This is a genomic window from Streptomyces araujoniae, from assembly GCF_050871195.1.
GTDB lineage: Bacteria > Actinomycetota > Actinomycetes > Streptomycetales > Streptomycetaceae > Streptomyces > Streptomyces bacillaris.
The window spans coordinates 7747680-7762998 of the sequence record NZ_CP194070.1 but is presented as its reverse complement, the minus strand read 5'-3'; the positions used below and the strand labels follow the sequence as shown (position 1 = coordinate 7762998).

Sequence of the window (15319 nt, the reverse complement as noted above, 5' to 3'; positions counted from 1 at the left end):
CGACGATCGTCGGCAGGCATGCGGCCGTCCACCTCGAAGGTTGTGGACTGTGTGGCCCTTTCCCTGGGCGACCTTCTGAAGGAGAGGCCCGTTCGAGCTGCTTGATTCCCTCTCCCGGAGAGACGTTCTCGGCGATGTGTGCGCCGTCAAGCGGCTCATGGTCGAAGGCGGCGGCACCCCATTCACACAGAACTCCTCGTAGGTCCTTGCGCGTGGGGGTGGAGCTGGCTCCACCCCCACGACAGGTGCCTGCCCCCTCGTGGCCGCCGCGGCGGGTTTCTAGCGTTTCCCCGTGAGGACGATCCGGCCGTGAAGGCCGGGCGGGAGCCGGCCGATGTCCAGAATCGCGCCGGTCCGCCGACGGTCCATCCCGGAGGGACGTGGAGATGTCGAGGCGACGCGGCGGTACGGAGGCCCTCGCGGGGGACGAGAGGCTGTCGGATACGGTCCCGGCCGGTCCGGTACCCGCTCTGGACCTGGACACCGTTCGCCGTACGTACCCCGGCGGGGTGACCGCGCTCGACGGGGTGAGCCTGCGGGTGCCCGCCGGCCGCATGGTCGCCGTGCTCGGGCGTTCGGGTTCGGGGAAGTCGACGCTGCTGCAGTGCGCGGCGGGTCTGGACCGGCCGACGTCCGGGACGGTCCGGATCGGCGGTACGGGGCTCGCGGGGCTCCGGGAAGCGGCGCTCACGCGGCTGCGCCGCGACCGGGTGGGCTTCGTCTTCCAGTCCCTGAACCTGGTGCCGTCGCTGAGCGTGCTGGAGAACGCCGCGCTCCCCCTGCTGCTCGCGGGCCGGGAGCCGGGCGGCCGGGCGCGGGCCGCCCTTGCGGCCGTCGGCCTCGCAGACCGGGCGGAGGACCGCCCGGCCCGGCTCTCCGGCGGCCAGCGTCAGCGGGTCGCGGTCGCCAGGGCGCTGGTCACCGAGCCGGACGTGGTGTTCGCGGACGAGCCCACCGGCGCGCTCGACCCGGTCACCGCGGCCGAAGTCCTCGCGCTGTTGCGGCAGGCGGCCGACGACGGCCGTACGGTCGTGATGGTCACGCACGATCCGGTCGCCGCGGCCTGGGCGGACGAGGCGGTGTTCCTGCACGCGGGCCGGGTCGCCGCCCACGAGGTCGCGCCGCGTGCCGAGGCCGTACGCGCCCTGCTGCACGAGCTGGGACGCGGGTCCCGCGAGAGGTCTGCCGGGTGGCCGCAGCCGTTGCCGTGCGAGCCGGGTTCCCGCGCCCACCACGGCCCCGCCGCCGTCCCGTCGCACGAGCGGAGCCCGCGATGAGCGCCGCACCGGCGGCCGCGCTGCTGGCCGCGCGGGCACGGCGGACGCACCGCGCGGCGTGGTCGGCGGTCGTCGTCGCGCTCGCGCTCGCCTCGTTGCTGCTCGGCGCCTTCGCCCTGACCGTGGGCGCCACGGCGCTCGGTCACGCGCGCGTGGAACGCTACGCGGCCGCCGACGCAGTGGTGGCCGCCGACCAGACGACCCGCTACCGGGCCAGGCCCTGGGGCGGCGGGTCGGATACGGCCGAGGCGGCCCTCACCGAGCGGATCCGGGTGCCGTGGCACACCGTCGATCTGCTGCGGAAGGTGGCCGGCGTACGGGCGGCCGTGCCCGACAGTACGTTCCCGGTGACCTTGGAGAGCGCCGACGGCGCTGCTGCGCACGGCAGTTCGTGGGGAGCCGCCCGGCTCGCCCCGTACGCCCTGCGGACGGGACGCGCGCCCGGTGCGGCGGACGAGGTGGTCGTGTCCGCCGGGCACGGGGCCTCCCCCGGCGACCGGGTGCGCCTACGCGCGGGCGGGGTGCCCCGTACGTTCACGGTGGTCGGCGTCGCGGACGGCCGGGAGGCCGTGTACTTCACGGCGGGCGAGGCCCGTCGGCTCTCGGGGCACCCCGGCACCGTGGACGCCATCGGTCTGCTGGCCGAACCGGGGGTGAACAAAGCCGAGTTGCAGGCCCGGGTCAGGGACGCCCTCGACCGGGCCCGGGTGCGGGACTCCCGGGCGGAGGCACGGGCGGCCGACGATGCCACCGCCCTGCGGGTGTACACCGGCGACGACCGGGGTTCCGCCGAGCAGTTGGCCGCGGCCCCGGCACGGTCTGCGCTGCTCGCGCTGTGCGGAGCCGTCGCGGGGACCGTGGTCATGATCGCGGTTCTCGTCATCGCCTCCCTGGTGGCGCAGGCCCTGCGCCAGCGGGCGGGCGAACTGGCGCTGCTCCGGGCCGTCGGCGCCGCACCAGGGCAACTTCGCGCTGCCGTCGGCCGGGAGGTCCTGCGGGTCTCGGTGGGTCCCGCGCTGCTCGGGGCGGTCGCCTCGATACCGGCGTGCTTCGGCCTCCTCGGCCTGCTGCGGTCAGGCGATGCGCTGCCGCCAGGGTTCGAACCGGCCACACCCGCCTGGCTGTTCGCGGCCGTCCTGGTGACGGCGGGCCTGACCGTGGGCATCGCCCGCCTGGCCGCGTTCCTCGGCTGCGAGCCCATCGCACGGGCCCGGCCCGCGGCGGCCCTCGGGACGACGGCCGCCGAACCCGTGCGGGAGCGACCGGCCCGGCGGATCACCGGCCTGGTCCTGCTCGCCCTCGGCGTCAGCGCCGCCGGGACGGCGACCCTCCAGAGCGGCGCGGTGGCCGCCGCCGCGGCCAGTGCGGCGGCGCTCACGATGGTCGTCGGCTGTGCGGTGCTCGGCCCGTGGATCGCCCGTGGCGCGACCAAGGTGGCCGCCGTACCGCTGCGGCGTCTCGGCGGTCCCCCGGGGCGGCTCGCGGCCGCCGAGTCCGCGAGCGGCACCCGCAGGCTCGGGGCGGCGATCACGCCCGTCGTCCTGGTCACCGCCTCCGGGAGACCCCCGGGGTCGCCGCCGTCAACGACGTCCTGCGCGGCACGGTGGTCCTGGCCGGACGGGAGGCGGGCGCGCCGGCCCTCGAACGCCTGCCGGTCCTCGGGGTCACCCCGGACGCCCTGCCGCGCACCCTGGACCCGGGACTCGTCGAGGGCTCGTTCGCGGACCTCGGCCCGGGCACGGTGTCCGTCGGCCGGGACCGGGCCCGTTCGATGGACCTGCGCCCGGGCGACCGCGTGCGGCTCCGCTTCGGCGACGGCACGGAGCGCTCCCCGCGCGTGGCGGCCGTGCACGAGCGCTCGCTGGCCCTGGGTGAATTCCTCTTCGCACGGGACGAGTTGGCGGCACACCTGACGGCACCGCGCAGCACCGAGGTGCTGATCGCGGCCTCCCCCGGGGCCGCCCCGTCCGGCCTGGGCGCGCGTCTGATGGAGCGTCTCGCCGCCGATCCCGCGCGCCCGGACGCTCAAGCACCCGGCGGCCCGAGCGATGTGACACTACGTCATGATCCTGCGCCGGTACGCCTCGTGGCCGAGGAGCAGCGCGCCGGTGAGATCCTGGCGGGCGTCGCCGTGGCCTCGATCGGGGCGTTCACCGTGATCGCCGTACTCAGCACCCTGACCCTGATCGGCGTCGGGCGCCGCCCGGCCCTGCGGCTCCTGCGTCTGGTCGGCGCGGGCCGGTCCCAGGTGCGCGCGATGCTCTGCGCCGAGGCCGCTCTGGTCACGGTGGCCGGACTGATGGTAGGGGCGGGGGTGGCGGCCGTGCCGCTGACCGCCTTCAGCTTCGCGACGGCACGCACCGTGCCGTATCTGCCTCCGCTCCAGGGGCTGTTGATCGTCGGCGTGGTCGCGGTGACGGCGGCCGCGGGGACGTTGCTTCCGGTCCGCAGGGCGATGCGGTGACCGCGGGCTCGGGGCGCCGGGTGCCGCGCCCCGCTCAGGCGTTGAGATAGGCGAGCACGGCCCGCACCCTGCGGTGCCCGCTGTCGCTGGGCGGCAGATCGAGCTTGGTGAAGACATTGCCGATGTGCTTGTGCACCGAACGCTCCGTCACCACGAGGGACTTGGCGATGGTCGCGTTGTCGTGGCCCTCGGCCATGAGGTGCAGCACCTCGCGCTCGCGCGGGGTGAGGGCGGCCAGGGGGTCGTCGCGGCGCCGCCGGGACATCAGCTCGGTGACGACCTCGGGGTCGAGCGCGGTGCCCCCGTCGGCGACCCGGCCGAGCGCGTCGAGGAACTCGTCCACCCGGCCCACCCGGTCCTTGAGCAGATAGCCGACGCCGCGCGCCCCGCCGCCGAGGAGTTCGGCCGCGTAGGTCTCCTCGACGTACTGGGAGAGGACGAGCACCGGGAGGCCGGGCAACTGCTCGCGGGCGGCGAGGGCGGCGCGCAGGCCCTCGTCGCGGAAGTCGGGCGGCATCCGGACGTCGAGCACGGCGGCGTCCGGCCGCGTCTCGAGCAGCAGGGGAAGGATCTCGGGCCCGGTCGCGGCGACGCCCGCCACCTCATGGCCCGAGGAGCGCAGCAGCAGGACCAGGCCCTCCCGCAGCAGGGCGTTGTCCTCGGCGATCACCACGCGCACGGCAGCTCCACTTCGATGTCGGTCGGGCCCCCGGCGGGGCTGGTCACCCGGACGGTTCCGTCCAGGGCGGCGACCCGGCGGCGGATGCCGATCAGACCGGTGCCGCGCGGCTGTTCGGGGTCGGTGCCGGTGAGGGCCTCCTCGGCGCCGCCATGGCCCTCGTCGTGGATCCGGACGCGGACCAGCCTCGGGGTCCGGGTGAGCGTGACCGACGCCCGCTCGGCGCCACTGTGCCTGGCCGCGTTGGTGAGCGCCTCGGCCACCGCGAAGTAGGCGGCGGCCTCCACGGCGGCGGGCGCCCGCGTCCCGTCGTCCGTACCGTCGACGCTCACCTCGACATCCAGACCGCTGCTCGCGGCGAGCGCGCGCACCGCGCCCTCCAGGCCCCGGTCGGTGAGGACGGGCGGGTGGATGCCGCGCACCACGTGCCGCAGTTCGGTGAGCGCCTCCTCCGCTTGCGTCTGCGCCTCGTCGAGCAGGGCACGACCGGTCGCGGGATCGGTGTCGTAGACACGTTTGGCGAGGCCGATGCGCATCGACAGGGAGACCAGGCGGGCCTGGGTGCCGTCGTGCAGATCGCGTTCGATGCGCCGCAGCTCGGCGCCGTGCGCGGCGACCGCGCCGGCCCGGGTCTCGGTGAGCTGCTCGACCCGGCGGGCCAGGAGGGCCTGCGGCGAAGGCGTCAGGAGGGCCCTGGACCACGCGCAGGCGAGATCGGCGATACGGGTGAGCAGGGGCAGGACGACCGGGGTACGGCCGAACACCCCGCACCACAGTCCGTCGACCACGATCGCGGGCACCCAGACGACCACCGCGACGCAGAACAGGACGATCCCGTACACCACATGGGCCCCGACCCAGCGCAGATCGCGCAGGGTGCCGGGGTCCTCGGCCGCGCCCCGCAGCCGCTCGACGACCGTCCCGGTCAAGGCGGTGTACGCCTCGGGCACCTCGACGCCCGTCCAGGCGCCCACCCGCCGCCGCTCGAAGCCCGCGAACCGCCGCACGGTCAGCACGGTCTCGGGCAGCATCCCCGCACCCACCACGAGGGCGGTCGCCGCCAGCGCGATGAGGAACAGAGCCACCAGGAAGAGACAGGCACAGCTCAGCCCGAAGCCGACGACGAGCTGCCGGGTCGCCCGCCAAGCCCTGCCCACCGCCCGTTCCATGGCGACCAGCCTATTCGACCGGCACGGGCCTGCGAGGTGGAGCCTGCTACACCATGCACCGACGAGTGGGCACCCTGCCACGGCACGGTGGGCGGCGACCAGCATGGAGGCATCAGGACGCACCGCGTCACCCACTCGTCCCCCGGGAGTTCCCCATGAAGGCTCTGCTCTGGTTCGTGCTCGTCTGCTCGCTCGTCTTCAACGTGACGACGAGCCTGCTCTGGTCCGGAACGACGCAGGCGGCAAGCAGCATCGCGTCCGGGCTGATCCTCCTGGGATCGGCGTTCACGCTGTGGCTGCTGCGCGAGAAGAACCCGCAGAACTCCTGAGCCGCCGGCCGGATCCAGTGCACCAGGCCAGTGCGGGTCCGCCCCGACGGGGAGAGGCCCGACCGATAACACCGATCCACAGGGAGTTGTGATGGGACGCACGAAGACCGCTTCAAGGCTGCGCAAGGGCATACTGGTCGTTTCGGCGGTGAGTCTGGTGGGATCGGCCACCACGATCGCGGCCGCGGCGGACACATCGCGGGAGGCCACCGCACGAGCGGGCGGAGACACGGCTCTGCAGCGGAGCCTCGACGCACTGGTGGCCCAGGAAAGGTTTCCGGCCGCGTTCGCGTGGGTGCGCAAGGACGGCCGTACCTCCTCGCTCGTCTCCGGGTCCGCGAGGCTGGGCGAGACGGTTCCGGTCCCGCGCGACGGCTATGTGCGGGCGGGCAGCAACACCAAGACATTCACCGCGGTCGTGGTCCTGCAGCTGGTGGCCGAGGGCAAGGTCGAGCTGGACGAGCCCATCGAGACATACCTGCCCGGCGTCGTCAGGGGGCAGGGCATCGACGGGCGGAAGATCACCGTACGGCAGCTGCTCCAGCACACCAGTGGCCTTCCCAACTACACCGAGCACATCGGCCTGGAGAACTTCGACAAGGTCCAGCACAAGTTCTTCCACGCGCACGACCTTCTCACCGCGGCCCTGGCCCACCCCGCGGAGTTCGCTCCGGGCACCAAGTGGAAGTACAGCAACACCAACTACCTGCTGGCGGGAATGCTGATCGAGAGGGTCACCGAGCGCCCCGTGCAGGAACAGATCACCGAGCGCGTGATCCGCAGGGCGGGGCTGCGCCACACCTCCTGGCCGCAGCCCGGCGACCAGACCCTTCCCAGGCCGCACGCCCGCGGCTACGCCCTCAGCAGCCTGGAGAACGGCAAGGTCATCGACGCCACCCGGATGGACCCCTCCTGGGGCGGCGCCGCCGGCCAGCTGATCTCCACCCCGAGCGACCTCGCGAAGTTCGCCCGCCAACTGCTCGACGGAAAGCTCCTCGCTCCCGCCCAACTGGCCGAGATGCGCAGAACGGTCGACGCACCCCTCATGCCCGGATGGCGCTACGGCCTCGGCGTCTTCAGCATCCCGCTGAGCTGCGGCGGTGAGTACTGGGGGCACGGCGGCGACATCGACGGCTACGAGACCCGGGGCGGCGCCACCGACGACGGCCGTGCCGTCGGCCTGGCGGTCACCGCGCTCCCCGGCACCTTCGGCGACGCGGAGAAGAGCGCGAAGGCGGTCATGTCCGCAACCGACACCGCCTTCTGCAACTGACCGCCCGTAGGTGCCTCTGCTCACACCGGAAGGTGCTCACGGGCCGACGCTGTCGGAGACGGAACCACCTACGTCCCGGCAGGACGCGCAGAAGGAGCACAGTGCCGACAGCAGTTCCTGTGAAGCCCCTCGGCCGGCAAGTGGCCGCATTCGGGGACAACACCGCCGGTGATGTCGCGGGGCAGGGAAGCGCCGGCACCCACGGGGGCCCAAGGGCTGACGCCATGGTGGATGGCGTCCGCCCCTTGCTGACCGAGGGACTGGACGCGGCCGTCGAGGCGTTCCGGCTCAGGCCGGCGGACCGATCACTGACCGACTACCTCGCCCTGCTCCAACGACGGCACGCCCTCCCTTCCCCCGATCCTGCAGTCCTCGACCTCCTACGCCTGGCCTGCACCGATCCCGCCCTGCGTCCCGTCTGGCTCCAGGCACCCGACGACGCGCTGCCCGTGCTGACCCAACTCCTCGCGCACAGAACCGGGTCCGATACGCAGGACCTGCACGTCCAGGTCCACGCCGCCGTCGTCAACAGCGCGCTCCGGATCGGCGCCGAGAACTTCTCACTCCAGCCCCCGGGGAGAGCTCCTCGGCCGCCCCTGACCTGCTTGCTGCACTCCGAATCGCCTCGCAGGGCCTTCCCCCTACTGACCCTGCGTGTGCCGCTATCGGCTGAGGCGCGGAGCAGTTCCTCCTCCGGCTAGCAGTGTCGAGTACGCGCAACAGCAGGAGTCGACGGGCCAGCAGGGCCCCAGCGGTCTCTTGCCCCCGCTCAAACTCCAGGCACTGGAGCAGATCCAGGTCCGCGGTGGCGGCTTCCCACTCGCCGCAGTTCGCCTCCCGCCACATCGCGAGCAGCGATCAGCCTTCCGGATGCGCTGATGGTGCCGACGATCCACCTCTGCGCGGCCCGGACCTCCAGGGGCAACCGCTGTCGCCATCTCCAGATCCCCGCTCTGACCGGCACCCTTTACGGAGCTGTCCGTGCTGGTCGATGAGGAACTCCCGCAAGTTCCCGGCGAGGAGACGGTCGGAATGCCAAAGGTCGTGGTGTACGCGCCAGCACTGCACCCTCGCCCAACTGGGCTCGGACACGTAGTGTTAACCCCTGGGCCACAGTGGAGAGCGCTCTCACGCGGTTGACTGGCAGCCCACCCCGTTTTCAGCAAGCCAGCCACGAGGACACCATGTCTACGCGTCGAGTGCGAGCACAGATCGTCCTCGCAGCGTGCAGTTCCTGGTCTGCCACTGGTCACGTCATGCAAGGTACAGAAGATGCACACCCCCTCTAAAACCCCCGCCGGTGACAGCGCCTATGCGCGCTACCTCAGCACCGATGTCCTGCTGAGTCTCCAGCGCGACACCGAGGGGTTGGCCGACCCTGACGAGATGGTCTTCCTCGTCGTGCAGCAGTCGTCCGAGCTGTGGCTGAAACTGGCGGCGACCGACCTGGAGCGGGCACTGCGGGCGGCAGGCGAGGGCCGCCTTCCGGCCGCGGCCCGCATGACCGGCCGGGTCCGCTCCCACATCGACTGTCTGACCCGGCAGCTGGACAGCCTGGACCACATATCCCCGTGGGCCTACCAGCAGATCAGGACGCAGCTGGAGAACGGCTCGGGGTTCGACTCCCCGGGATGGCGGCGGGTGCGCACGCTGGCACCCCAGCTGTCCGATCTGCTGGAGACCGAGCTGAAGAGCGCGGGCGTGGAACTGGAGGAGGTCTACCGCGGCGATCCGCGGTGGGAGCCGCTGTTCCAGTTCGCCGAGGCGCTTCTGGACCTGGACGTGGCCTGCATGGAGTGGCGCTCCCGCCATCTCAGGGTCGTCGAACGCCTCATCGGGACCGACGCCGTCGGAGTGGCGGGCACCCCGATCGACGTACTGGCCAGGCTCGCCACCCGACGCCTCTACCCGCGGGTGTGGGAGGTACGTTCCCGGCTCACCGCCCAGGCACCGACCCGGTACACCAGCCCGGCCCGGACTCGCGGACGGGACAAGCAGAACGGCAACACCCCATGAAGAACGAGCAGTCGACGGTCCCCGACGACTGGGACGAGGTGCTGGAAGCCTGCCGCCCCCACCTGGCCGCGCTCCTGGACACCCAGCGCGACCCCACGGCACGCCCCGTCTACGCCGATGACCCGGCGCTGCACACTGCCGGCAGGAATCCGGCACAGCTGCCGCAGCAGGGGCTCCCGCTCTCCCGGCTCCTGGAATCGGCGCTGCCGGACATCCTCGACCGGGCCTACTGCAACGGCGCCCACCCGCAGTACTTCGGCTACTTCCACCCCCGCCCGCTGCCCGTGTCGGTGCTCGGGGACGCGGTGGCCTCCCTGCTCAACCAGAGTCCGGCCGCCTGGCGGATGGGGCCGGCGGCCGCCGCCATGGAGATCGAGACCCTGTCCTGGGTGGCCGACTTCATCGGCTACCCCACGGCCACGGACGCCTCCCTGCCTCCCGGCATCTTCACCTCGGGCGGCAGCCTCGCCAACCTGACCGCGCTCAAGGCCGCTCGGGACAGTGTCCTCGGCCCCGACGCCCAGCTGCGCGGAGCCGGCGTCCTCGGCCGCGCCACGGTCTACGCCTCCAGCGAGTCCCACTACTCCATCGCCCGGGCCCTGGACATCCTCGGGATGGGACGCCGTGCCCTGCGCGTCATCCCCGCCGGCCCCGACGGACGCATCGGCGTCGACGCCCTGCACCGGCAGGTCACCGCCGACACCGCCGACGGACTGCGCCCCGTCGCCGTCGTGGGCCTCGCCGGTGCCACGGCGACGGGTGCCGTCGACCCGCTCACCGAACTCGCCTCCATCGCCGCCGAGTGCGGCGCCTGGTTCCACATCGACGGCGCGGCGGCCGCTGTCTATGCCGACCTGCCCGCGACGAGACCCGCCTTCGCGGGACTGGACGCGGCCGACTCCGTCACCCTGGACCCGCACAAGTGGATGTTCCTCTCCTACGGACTGGGCTGCCTCCTCGTACGTGATCCCGGAAACCTGGCCACCAGCTTCGCCGACCACGCCCACTACTGGAACCACGACCCCCGCGACGACTTCGTCTTCCTCGGCCCCGAGGGCGCCCGCCCCTGGAAGTCCCTCGGACTCTGGCTCGCCCTGCGGTCCCTGGGCCGACAGGGATACGCCGACCTGCTGGCCCGGAACCTCGCCACCGCGCAGCACCTGGCACGCCGCGTACGGACCACCCCCGGCCTGGAACTGCTCTGCGACCCGGTGATACCCATCTGCTGCTTCAGGCCCCTGACCAGCGATGGTGAGGGCTCCGACGCCCTCACCCTGGCCGTCCATGAAACCCTGACGGCATCGGGGTCCTACTACACCACCATCTGCCACCCCGGTGGCGCCCCGTACCTCAGAGTGGCCATCAACAACCACACCACCCGCGAGGAGCACGTGGACGGGCTGGTGGACGCTGTGACCTACGCCCGATCGACCCTGTGCGCATGAGTAAGGTCTCCCCGTCTCGCGGAGGGTCTTCCAGACGCGCGGGACGTGATTTCGCCGGAGCGAGCCAGGATCGCCTCTGGCCTCCCTCAGGGGCGTCTCTCGCGGTTCTTCGCACGGCACCAAAGGCAATCGGGGGCATCCCGCAATCAGGGAGTGCCAGCCCGAACCCGGTTAGCAGGACAGCCCGACGTTCCTCATACTTCAGCTGTAGATCGTGATCCCCATGTTCGGGGATGCCGCCTGTCGGCCATGGCACGGCGGTAGCCTCCTGTGCGGCGGGCCACCCGGAACTCGTGGCTGGAGTGCCAGCTGCAGCAGGCGAAGAAGCGGCGGACCCGGGACCCGTCTGCTGACCTGCCAGGCCAGGCCGTAGTCGCTCGGCGTTGTCGGCTACGGCGCGCTTCGCCCCACTTCGCGACAGGCCCCGGCCCCAGAGGACCACTCACATGACCGTCGACGACGGACCAAGCGCCCCGACCACCGACCCGGTGGCTGAGTTCGCCTCTTCCCTGCGTCGGCTGCGGCTGGACGCCGGCAACCCCACCTTCGAGTCGATGGAACGCAGGTCCGGCCGCTCGCGCGCCTCCCTGAACGGGGCCAGCAAGGGCAGGAAGTTCCCCACCTGGGACGTCACCAGAGACTTTGTGGCCGCGTGCGGCGGCGATCTCGCGGAGTGGCGGCAGCAGTGGCAGGCCGCCCGGGACGCCCAGTCCCACATCCCGCAGCAGGGCGACGGCAAGCCCTCGCCGTACCGGGGACTGGAGCCGTACGGCCGCGACGACGCCGACCTGTTCTTCGGCCGGGAGCGTCTCGTCGCCCGGCTCACCGAGCTGACCACCCGGGCGCGCTTCACGGTCGTGCTCGGCGCGTCGGGGAGCGGGAAGTCGTCTCTGCTGCGGGCCGGGTTCATCCCCCGGGTTCGGAACACGGAGGGCGAGCGGCCGTCCGTCGTCCGGACGCTGAAACCGGGTGCGACGCCCCTGACGGGGAACCGCACGCGCCTGCGTTCCTCCGAACGGCCGGGCGACACTCTGCTGGTCGTGGACCAGTTCGAGGAGCTCTTCACCGTCTGCCGGGATCCTGCCGAGCGCGAGGACTTCGTCGAAGCCCTGCTCGCCGCCCGTGAACCGGACAGCCGGTTAAGGGTCGTGGTCGCCCTCCGCTCCGACTTCTTCGGCCGGTTCACCCAGCACGCGGGCCTCGCCCAGGCGTACCAGGAGTCGCACGTACTCGTCGGGCCGATGAACAGGGAGGAGCTGCGCGAGGCCGTCACGAAGCCGGTCTCCGTACGAGGGCTGAACGTCCGGCGGACCCTGACCGAACGTGCCGTCTCCGAGGTCGAGAACGACCCGGCGGCAGTGCCGCTGATGTCCAACGCGCTCGACCAGGCCTGGCGCTTCCGCACGGGGCACCTACTGGACGAGGAGGCGTACGACGCCGCCGGGGGCCTGCACGGTGCCATCGCCCAGCAGGCCGAGAGCACGTACGCCGCATTCACCCCAACCCAGGCCGCGCACGCGTGCCGTGTCCTGCTCCGTCTCGTCACCCCGGGCGACGACGGACCGTGCACGCGCCGCCGCGTCCGGCACGCCGAGCTGCACGCCTCCCTGGACGAGGAGGGGATACGCGAGACCCGCACGGTCGTGGAGGCGCTGGTCGCCGCCCGGCTGCTGATCCTCGACGAGGACGACGAGGTCGACCTCGCCCACGAGGCACTGCTCGCTTCCTGGCCGCGGCTGCGCGAGTGGATCGACGCGGAGCACGAGCGGCTGCGCGTGCACCGCCGCCTCGTCGACGCCGCTCACGAGTGGCACGCGCTGGACCACGCCCCCGACGCCCTTTACCGCGGCAGCCGCCTGGACACCCCCAGGAGGTCTTCCCGCCCGCCGAGCGCCCCGCTCAGCTCACCCCGCTGGAACGGGACTTCCTCACCGCCTCGGAACACCGGCGCAGCCGGGGGAAGCGCCGTCGGCAGGCCGTGACCTGCGCCCTGGCCGCCCTGACGCTGATCGCCACCGGCACCGCGGGAGTCGCGCTGCAGCAGCGTTCCACCGCACGCGCCGAGCGCAACACCGCCGTCTTCCAGCAGACGCTCTGCCAGGCCGACCTGGCCCGTGACCACAACCGTCCGCTCGCCGCCCGTCTCGATGTCGCCGCCCTCTCGCTGGACACCGACCCGGGAGTGGCGACCCGCCTGTCCGGCGATACCGGGGCCGTGCTGGACTCTCCCCTGCGCGGGCACCGGGGCATCGTCCCGGCCACGGCCTTCGCCCCGGACGGCGACCGCCTGGCAAGCGCGGGCCGCGACGGGACCGTACGGCTGTGGGACACCAGGGACCCTCGCCGCGCACGGGAATCGGGCACCGCCCTGAACGGCTTCCCCGCCGTGCCGGAATCCTTGGCCTTCGCACCGCGCGGGCACCTCCTCACGGTCGGCCTGCGGAACGGACAGGTCGTGCGGTACGACGTGACGGATCCCCGCAGGCCCCGCACCCTCGGTACCCCGCTGCCCGCGCACCAAGGCGCGGTCGGCGCCGTACGGCTTTCGCCCGACGGCCGCCTGATGGCCACCGCCGGAGACGACGGAGACTTACGGGTGTGGGACATCACGGCTCCCGCCCGCCCCACTCCCCGCGGCCCCGCAACCGGGCAGCGCCGCCAAACGGTACGACTGGGGAGCCCCGCTGCCGCAGTGGTCGGACGAGTTCAACTACGGATCCGCCGACGCTCCCCAGGCACCCGACCCGGCCAAGTGGCACCTACCGAGCGACGGAACGTCCTGCGGGCCCGGACACGACGGCAACGGTCGCCGATGTGCCGACAACAGCCGCGTCGGCGGCGGCGTCCTGCGCCAGACCGGCGAGGAGAACGGCGACTCGGCGTGGCTCGCATCACGCTACGGACAGCGCTACGGCCGCTGGGAAGCCAGGGTGCGCTCGCAGGGGATGGGCCCGGACAACGGGCGCCAGTACCACCCGCTCCTCACCCTCTGGCCGGACTCGGACCGCTGGCCCGAGGACGGCGAGTACGACCACCTGGAGAACGCCGCCCCGGGCGAGGACTGCGCCGAGGCGTTTATCCACTATCCGCACCGGGCCGACGCCGAGGTGCAGCAGGAGTTCGAGAGATCCTGCGGCGTGGACCTCACCCAGTGGCACGACATCGCGGTCGAGTGGACGCCGGACCGCGTGCGGGGATTCGTGGACGGCGAGGCGTGGTTCCGCTTCTCCGGCGGCGCGAACGACGTGCGCGAGTGCATTCAGTGCGCTCCCTCGATGCACCAGACCATCCAGCTCGACAACTTCCACGGCACGCAGATGCAGAGCGCCGAGTACGAGATCGACTTCCTTCGTGTGTACACGATCGACGGCGTGAGCGAACCGGGAAACACGGCCCGGTGAAGCGCAGGAGGACGGGCAGCAGGCTGGTCTGGGTCAGACGGCGGGGCACAGGGACTCTCCTCAGTGGTCGGGCGGTGTGCGTACGGTGGCCGCACGGGTTGGTCGGGGTGGAGGGGGCTGGGTATGGACGTGGTGATCGGTCGGCCGGTGGTGGTCCGGGCCCCGTACCGGGTGAGCACGGACGAGCTGGAGCAGGACATCAAAACCCGGGTCGCGCATCCGAAACTGCCGGTGTGGCTGCGGATGCTGCGCAGTACGGGGGTGGTGGCACGGCCGTGGTCGGCGCCGCCGGACGTCACGGTGGGCCGTAAAGGGATCGGGGTGCGGTCGCGGGCCGCGTACGAAGCCGCCCGGGACCGGGCGGTGACGGCGGCCGGGCAGGCGCTGGACCGCTCCGGGCTCAAGCCCGGGGATGTGGACGTGCTGGTCACCACCCACACCACCTCGTGGACGATTCCGGGCCTGGACGTGGACCTGGTGGGGCGGCTGGGGCTGCGGCCGGATGTGGAGCGGATCGGGCTGGCGACCGCCGCGTGCGTCGGCGGTGCCCACGGCCTGGTCCACGCGGTCCGGTCCCTGCGCGGCCGCGGCGGCGGGCGGGCCCTGGTCGTGGCCGCCGAGGACCTCTCCACCCTCTACCTCACCCGCCCCGGCGAACCGCGCATGCAGGACGTCCTGTACGCCGGGCTCTTCGGGGACGCGGCGGGCGCCGCCGTCCTCTCCACCGTCGACCGGGCGAGCGCCGGGAACCTGGTGGCGGAGGACGTATGGGAGCTGGTGCTGCCCGGCAGCGCGGGCGCGTACTGGGGCGTGATCCACGAGGACGGGGTCTCCTTCGATTCGGGGCGGGAGGCGACGACGGCACCGAACCGGGTGTTGCCGCACCTGACGGGGTGGCTGGACGGTCGGGCAGTGGCCTGGGCGGCGGTGCACCCCGGCGGGCCCGGGATCATCTCCGGCACCCTGACCGGACTCGGCCTCGATGAGGAGAAGAGCGGGCGGCACGCCCGGGACTCCCTGGCCGGGGGCAACCTCGGCGGCGTCGCCGTCCTCGACGTGCTGGAGCGGACGCTGGACGAAGGGGCGGTGAGCGGGCCCGGCGTGGTGGTCGGGTTCGGGCCCGGGTTCACCGCGGCCGCGCTCTACGTACGACGGGTTGCGGGCCCGGACGCAGCCGGGTGACCAGCGGTTTCGTCGTGCCTTGAGCCGGATTCGAACCGGCACACCCCCAGGAAACGGGCTGAATTCCATTTGATGCAACACTCC

General features: G+C 72.7%; 13 protein-coding genes and 1 pseudogene. 12 read left to right on the top strand and 2 right to left on the bottom strand.

Features of this window, described 5'->3' with window-relative positions; genetic code table 11:
- The first annotated feature begins 386 nt into the window (after positions 1–386).
- From ACQ9ZG_RS32625 to ACQ9ZG_RS32615, 3 genes are read left to right on the top strand one after another with little or no spacing between them, the layout of a single operon-like run.
- Positions 387–1277, top strand: coding sequence for an ABC transporter ATP-binding protein (locus ACQ9ZG_RS32625; RefSeq protein ID WP_499281535.1), 891 nt, complete (start codon positions 387–389; stop codon positions 1275–1277).
- Positions 1274–3190, top strand: a complete 1917-nt coding sequence (locus ACQ9ZG_RS32620) for an ABC transporter permease (protein WP_499281534.1) — start codon at positions 1274–1276, stop codon at positions 3188–3190. Before ACQ9ZG_RS32625 ends, ACQ9ZG_RS32620 begins: the two co-directional genes overlap by 4 nt.
- Positions 3115–3741: an FtsX-like permease family protein gene (locus tag ACQ9ZG_RS32615; RefSeq protein ID WP_499281533.1), complete on the top strand. Its 627-nt coding sequence runs from the start codon at positions 3115–3117 to the stop codon at positions 3739–3741. The genes ACQ9ZG_RS32620 and ACQ9ZG_RS32615 overlap by 76 nt, the downstream gene beginning before the upstream one ends.
- A 34-nt stretch (positions 3742–3775) precedes the next feature.
- Here ACQ9ZG_RS32615 and ACQ9ZG_RS32610 read toward each other — a convergent pair whose 3' ends face one another.
- Both ACQ9ZG_RS32610 and ACQ9ZG_RS32605 read right to left on the bottom strand, forming a co-directional pair.
- A complete protein-coding gene (locus tag ACQ9ZG_RS32610) occupies positions 3776–4420 on the bottom strand; it encodes a LuxR C-terminal-related transcriptional regulator (protein WP_028417792.1) in 645 nt (214 codons plus the stop codon).
- The gene (locus ACQ9ZG_RS32605) at positions 4408–5589 is read right to left on the bottom strand and encodes a sensor histidine kinase (RefSeq protein WP_181398441.1); all 1182 of its coding nucleotides are present in this window, start codon (positions 5587–5589) and stop codon (positions 4408–4410) included. The genes ACQ9ZG_RS32610 and ACQ9ZG_RS32605 overlap by 13 nt, the downstream gene beginning before the upstream one ends.
- 155 nt (positions 5590–5744) lie before the next feature.
- Here ACQ9ZG_RS32605 and ACQ9ZG_RS32600 point away from each other — a divergent pair, with 155 nt between their 5' ends.
- From ACQ9ZG_RS32600 to ACQ9ZG_RS32560, 9 genes and pseudogenes are all read left to right on the top strand, one after another.
- Complete coding sequence (locus ACQ9ZG_RS32600) at positions 5745–5918, top strand: hypothetical protein (protein ID WP_181398440.1); 174 nt, start codon at positions 5745–5747, stop codon at positions 5916–5918.
- A 91-nt stretch (positions 5919–6009) separates the two neighbouring features.
- Complete coding sequence (locus ACQ9ZG_RS32595) at positions 6010–7191, top strand: serine hydrolase domain-containing protein (protein WP_109917688.1); 1182 nt, start codon at positions 6010–6012, stop codon at positions 7189–7191.
- A 224-nt stretch (positions 7192–7415) separates the two neighbouring features.
- Positions 7416–7892, top strand: coding sequence for an acyl-CoA-like ligand-binding transcription factor (locus ACQ9ZG_RS32590; RefSeq protein WP_146225958.1), 477 nt, complete (start codon positions 7416–7418; stop codon positions 7890–7892).
- Between the two features lie 571 nt (positions 7893–8463).
- On the top strand, positions 8464–9207 hold the full coding sequence (locus tag ACQ9ZG_RS32585; protein ID WP_109917686.1) for a tryptophan 2,3-dioxygenase family protein: 744 nt from the start codon (positions 8464–8466) through the stop codon (positions 9205–9207).
- Positions 9204–10652, top strand: a complete 1449-nt coding sequence (locus ACQ9ZG_RS32580; protein ID WP_181398439.1) for a pyridoxal phosphate-dependent decarboxylase family protein — start codon at positions 9204–9206, stop codon at positions 10650–10652. Before ACQ9ZG_RS32585 ends, ACQ9ZG_RS32580 begins: the two co-directional genes overlap by 4 nt.
- Positions 10653–11098: 446 nt before the next feature.
- A complete protein-coding gene (locus ACQ9ZG_RS32575) occupies positions 11099–12634 on the top strand; it encodes an nSTAND1 domain-containing NTPase (RefSeq protein ID WP_109917684.1) in 1536 nt (511 codons plus the stop codon).
- Positions 12631–13245 (top strand): annotated as a pseudogene (locus ACQ9ZG_RS32570) (WD40 repeat domain-containing protein); the annotation flags it as partial. The gene ACQ9ZG_RS32575 and the pseudogene ACQ9ZG_RS32570, both read left to right, overlap by 4 nt.
- A 337-nt stretch (positions 13246–13582) precedes the next feature.
- Entirely contained in the window at positions 13583–14053 is a 471-nt protein-coding gene (locus ACQ9ZG_RS32565; RefSeq protein WP_375138375.1) for a glycoside hydrolase family 16 protein, read from the top strand.
- A gap of 123 nt (positions 14054–14176) precedes the next feature.
- A complete protein-coding gene (locus ACQ9ZG_RS32560) occupies positions 14177–15235 on the top strand; it encodes a PhlD (protein WP_499281532.1) in 1059 nt (352 codons plus the stop codon).
- Positions 15236–15319: the final 84 nt, after the last annotated feature.

Coding starts and splice junctions, on each gene's coding strand:
- ACQ9ZG_RS32625 (WP_499281535.1), top strand. CDS start 387: ATGTCGAGGCGACGCGGCGGTACGGAGGCCCTCGCGGGGGACGAGAGG.
- ACQ9ZG_RS32620 (WP_499281534.1), top strand. CDS start 1,274: ATGAGCGCCGCACCGGCGGCCGCGCTGCTGGCCGCGCGGGCACGGCGG.
- ACQ9ZG_RS32605 (WP_181398441.1), bottom strand. CDS start 5,589: ATGGAACGGGCGGTGGGCAGGGCTTGGCGGGCGACCCGGCAGCTCGTC.
- ACQ9ZG_RS32600 (WP_181398440.1), top strand. CDS start 5,745: ATGAAGGCTCTGCTCTGGTTCGTGCTCGTCTGCTCGCTCGTCTTCAAC.
- ACQ9ZG_RS32595 (WP_109917688.1), top strand. CDS start 6,010: ATGGGACGCACGAAGACCGCTTCAAGGCTGCGCAAGGGCATACTGGTC.
- ACQ9ZG_RS32590 (WP_146225958.1), top strand. CDS start 7,416: ATGGTGGATGGCGTCCGCCCCTTGCTGACCGAGGGACTGGACGCGGCC.
- ACQ9ZG_RS32585 (WP_109917686.1), top strand. CDS start 8,464: ATGCACACCCCCTCTAAAACCCCCGCCGGTGACAGCGCCTATGCGCGC.
- ACQ9ZG_RS32580 (WP_181398439.1), top strand. CDS start 9,204: ATGAAGAACGAGCAGTCGACGGTCCCCGACGACTGGGACGAGGTGCTG.
- ACQ9ZG_RS32575 (WP_109917684.1), top strand. CDS start 11,099: ATGACCGTCGACGACGGACCAAGCGCCCCGACCACCGACCCGGTGGCT.
- ACQ9ZG_RS32560 (WP_499281532.1), top strand. CDS start 14,177: ATGGACGTGGTGATCGGTCGGCCGGTGGTGGTCCGGGCCCCGTACCGG.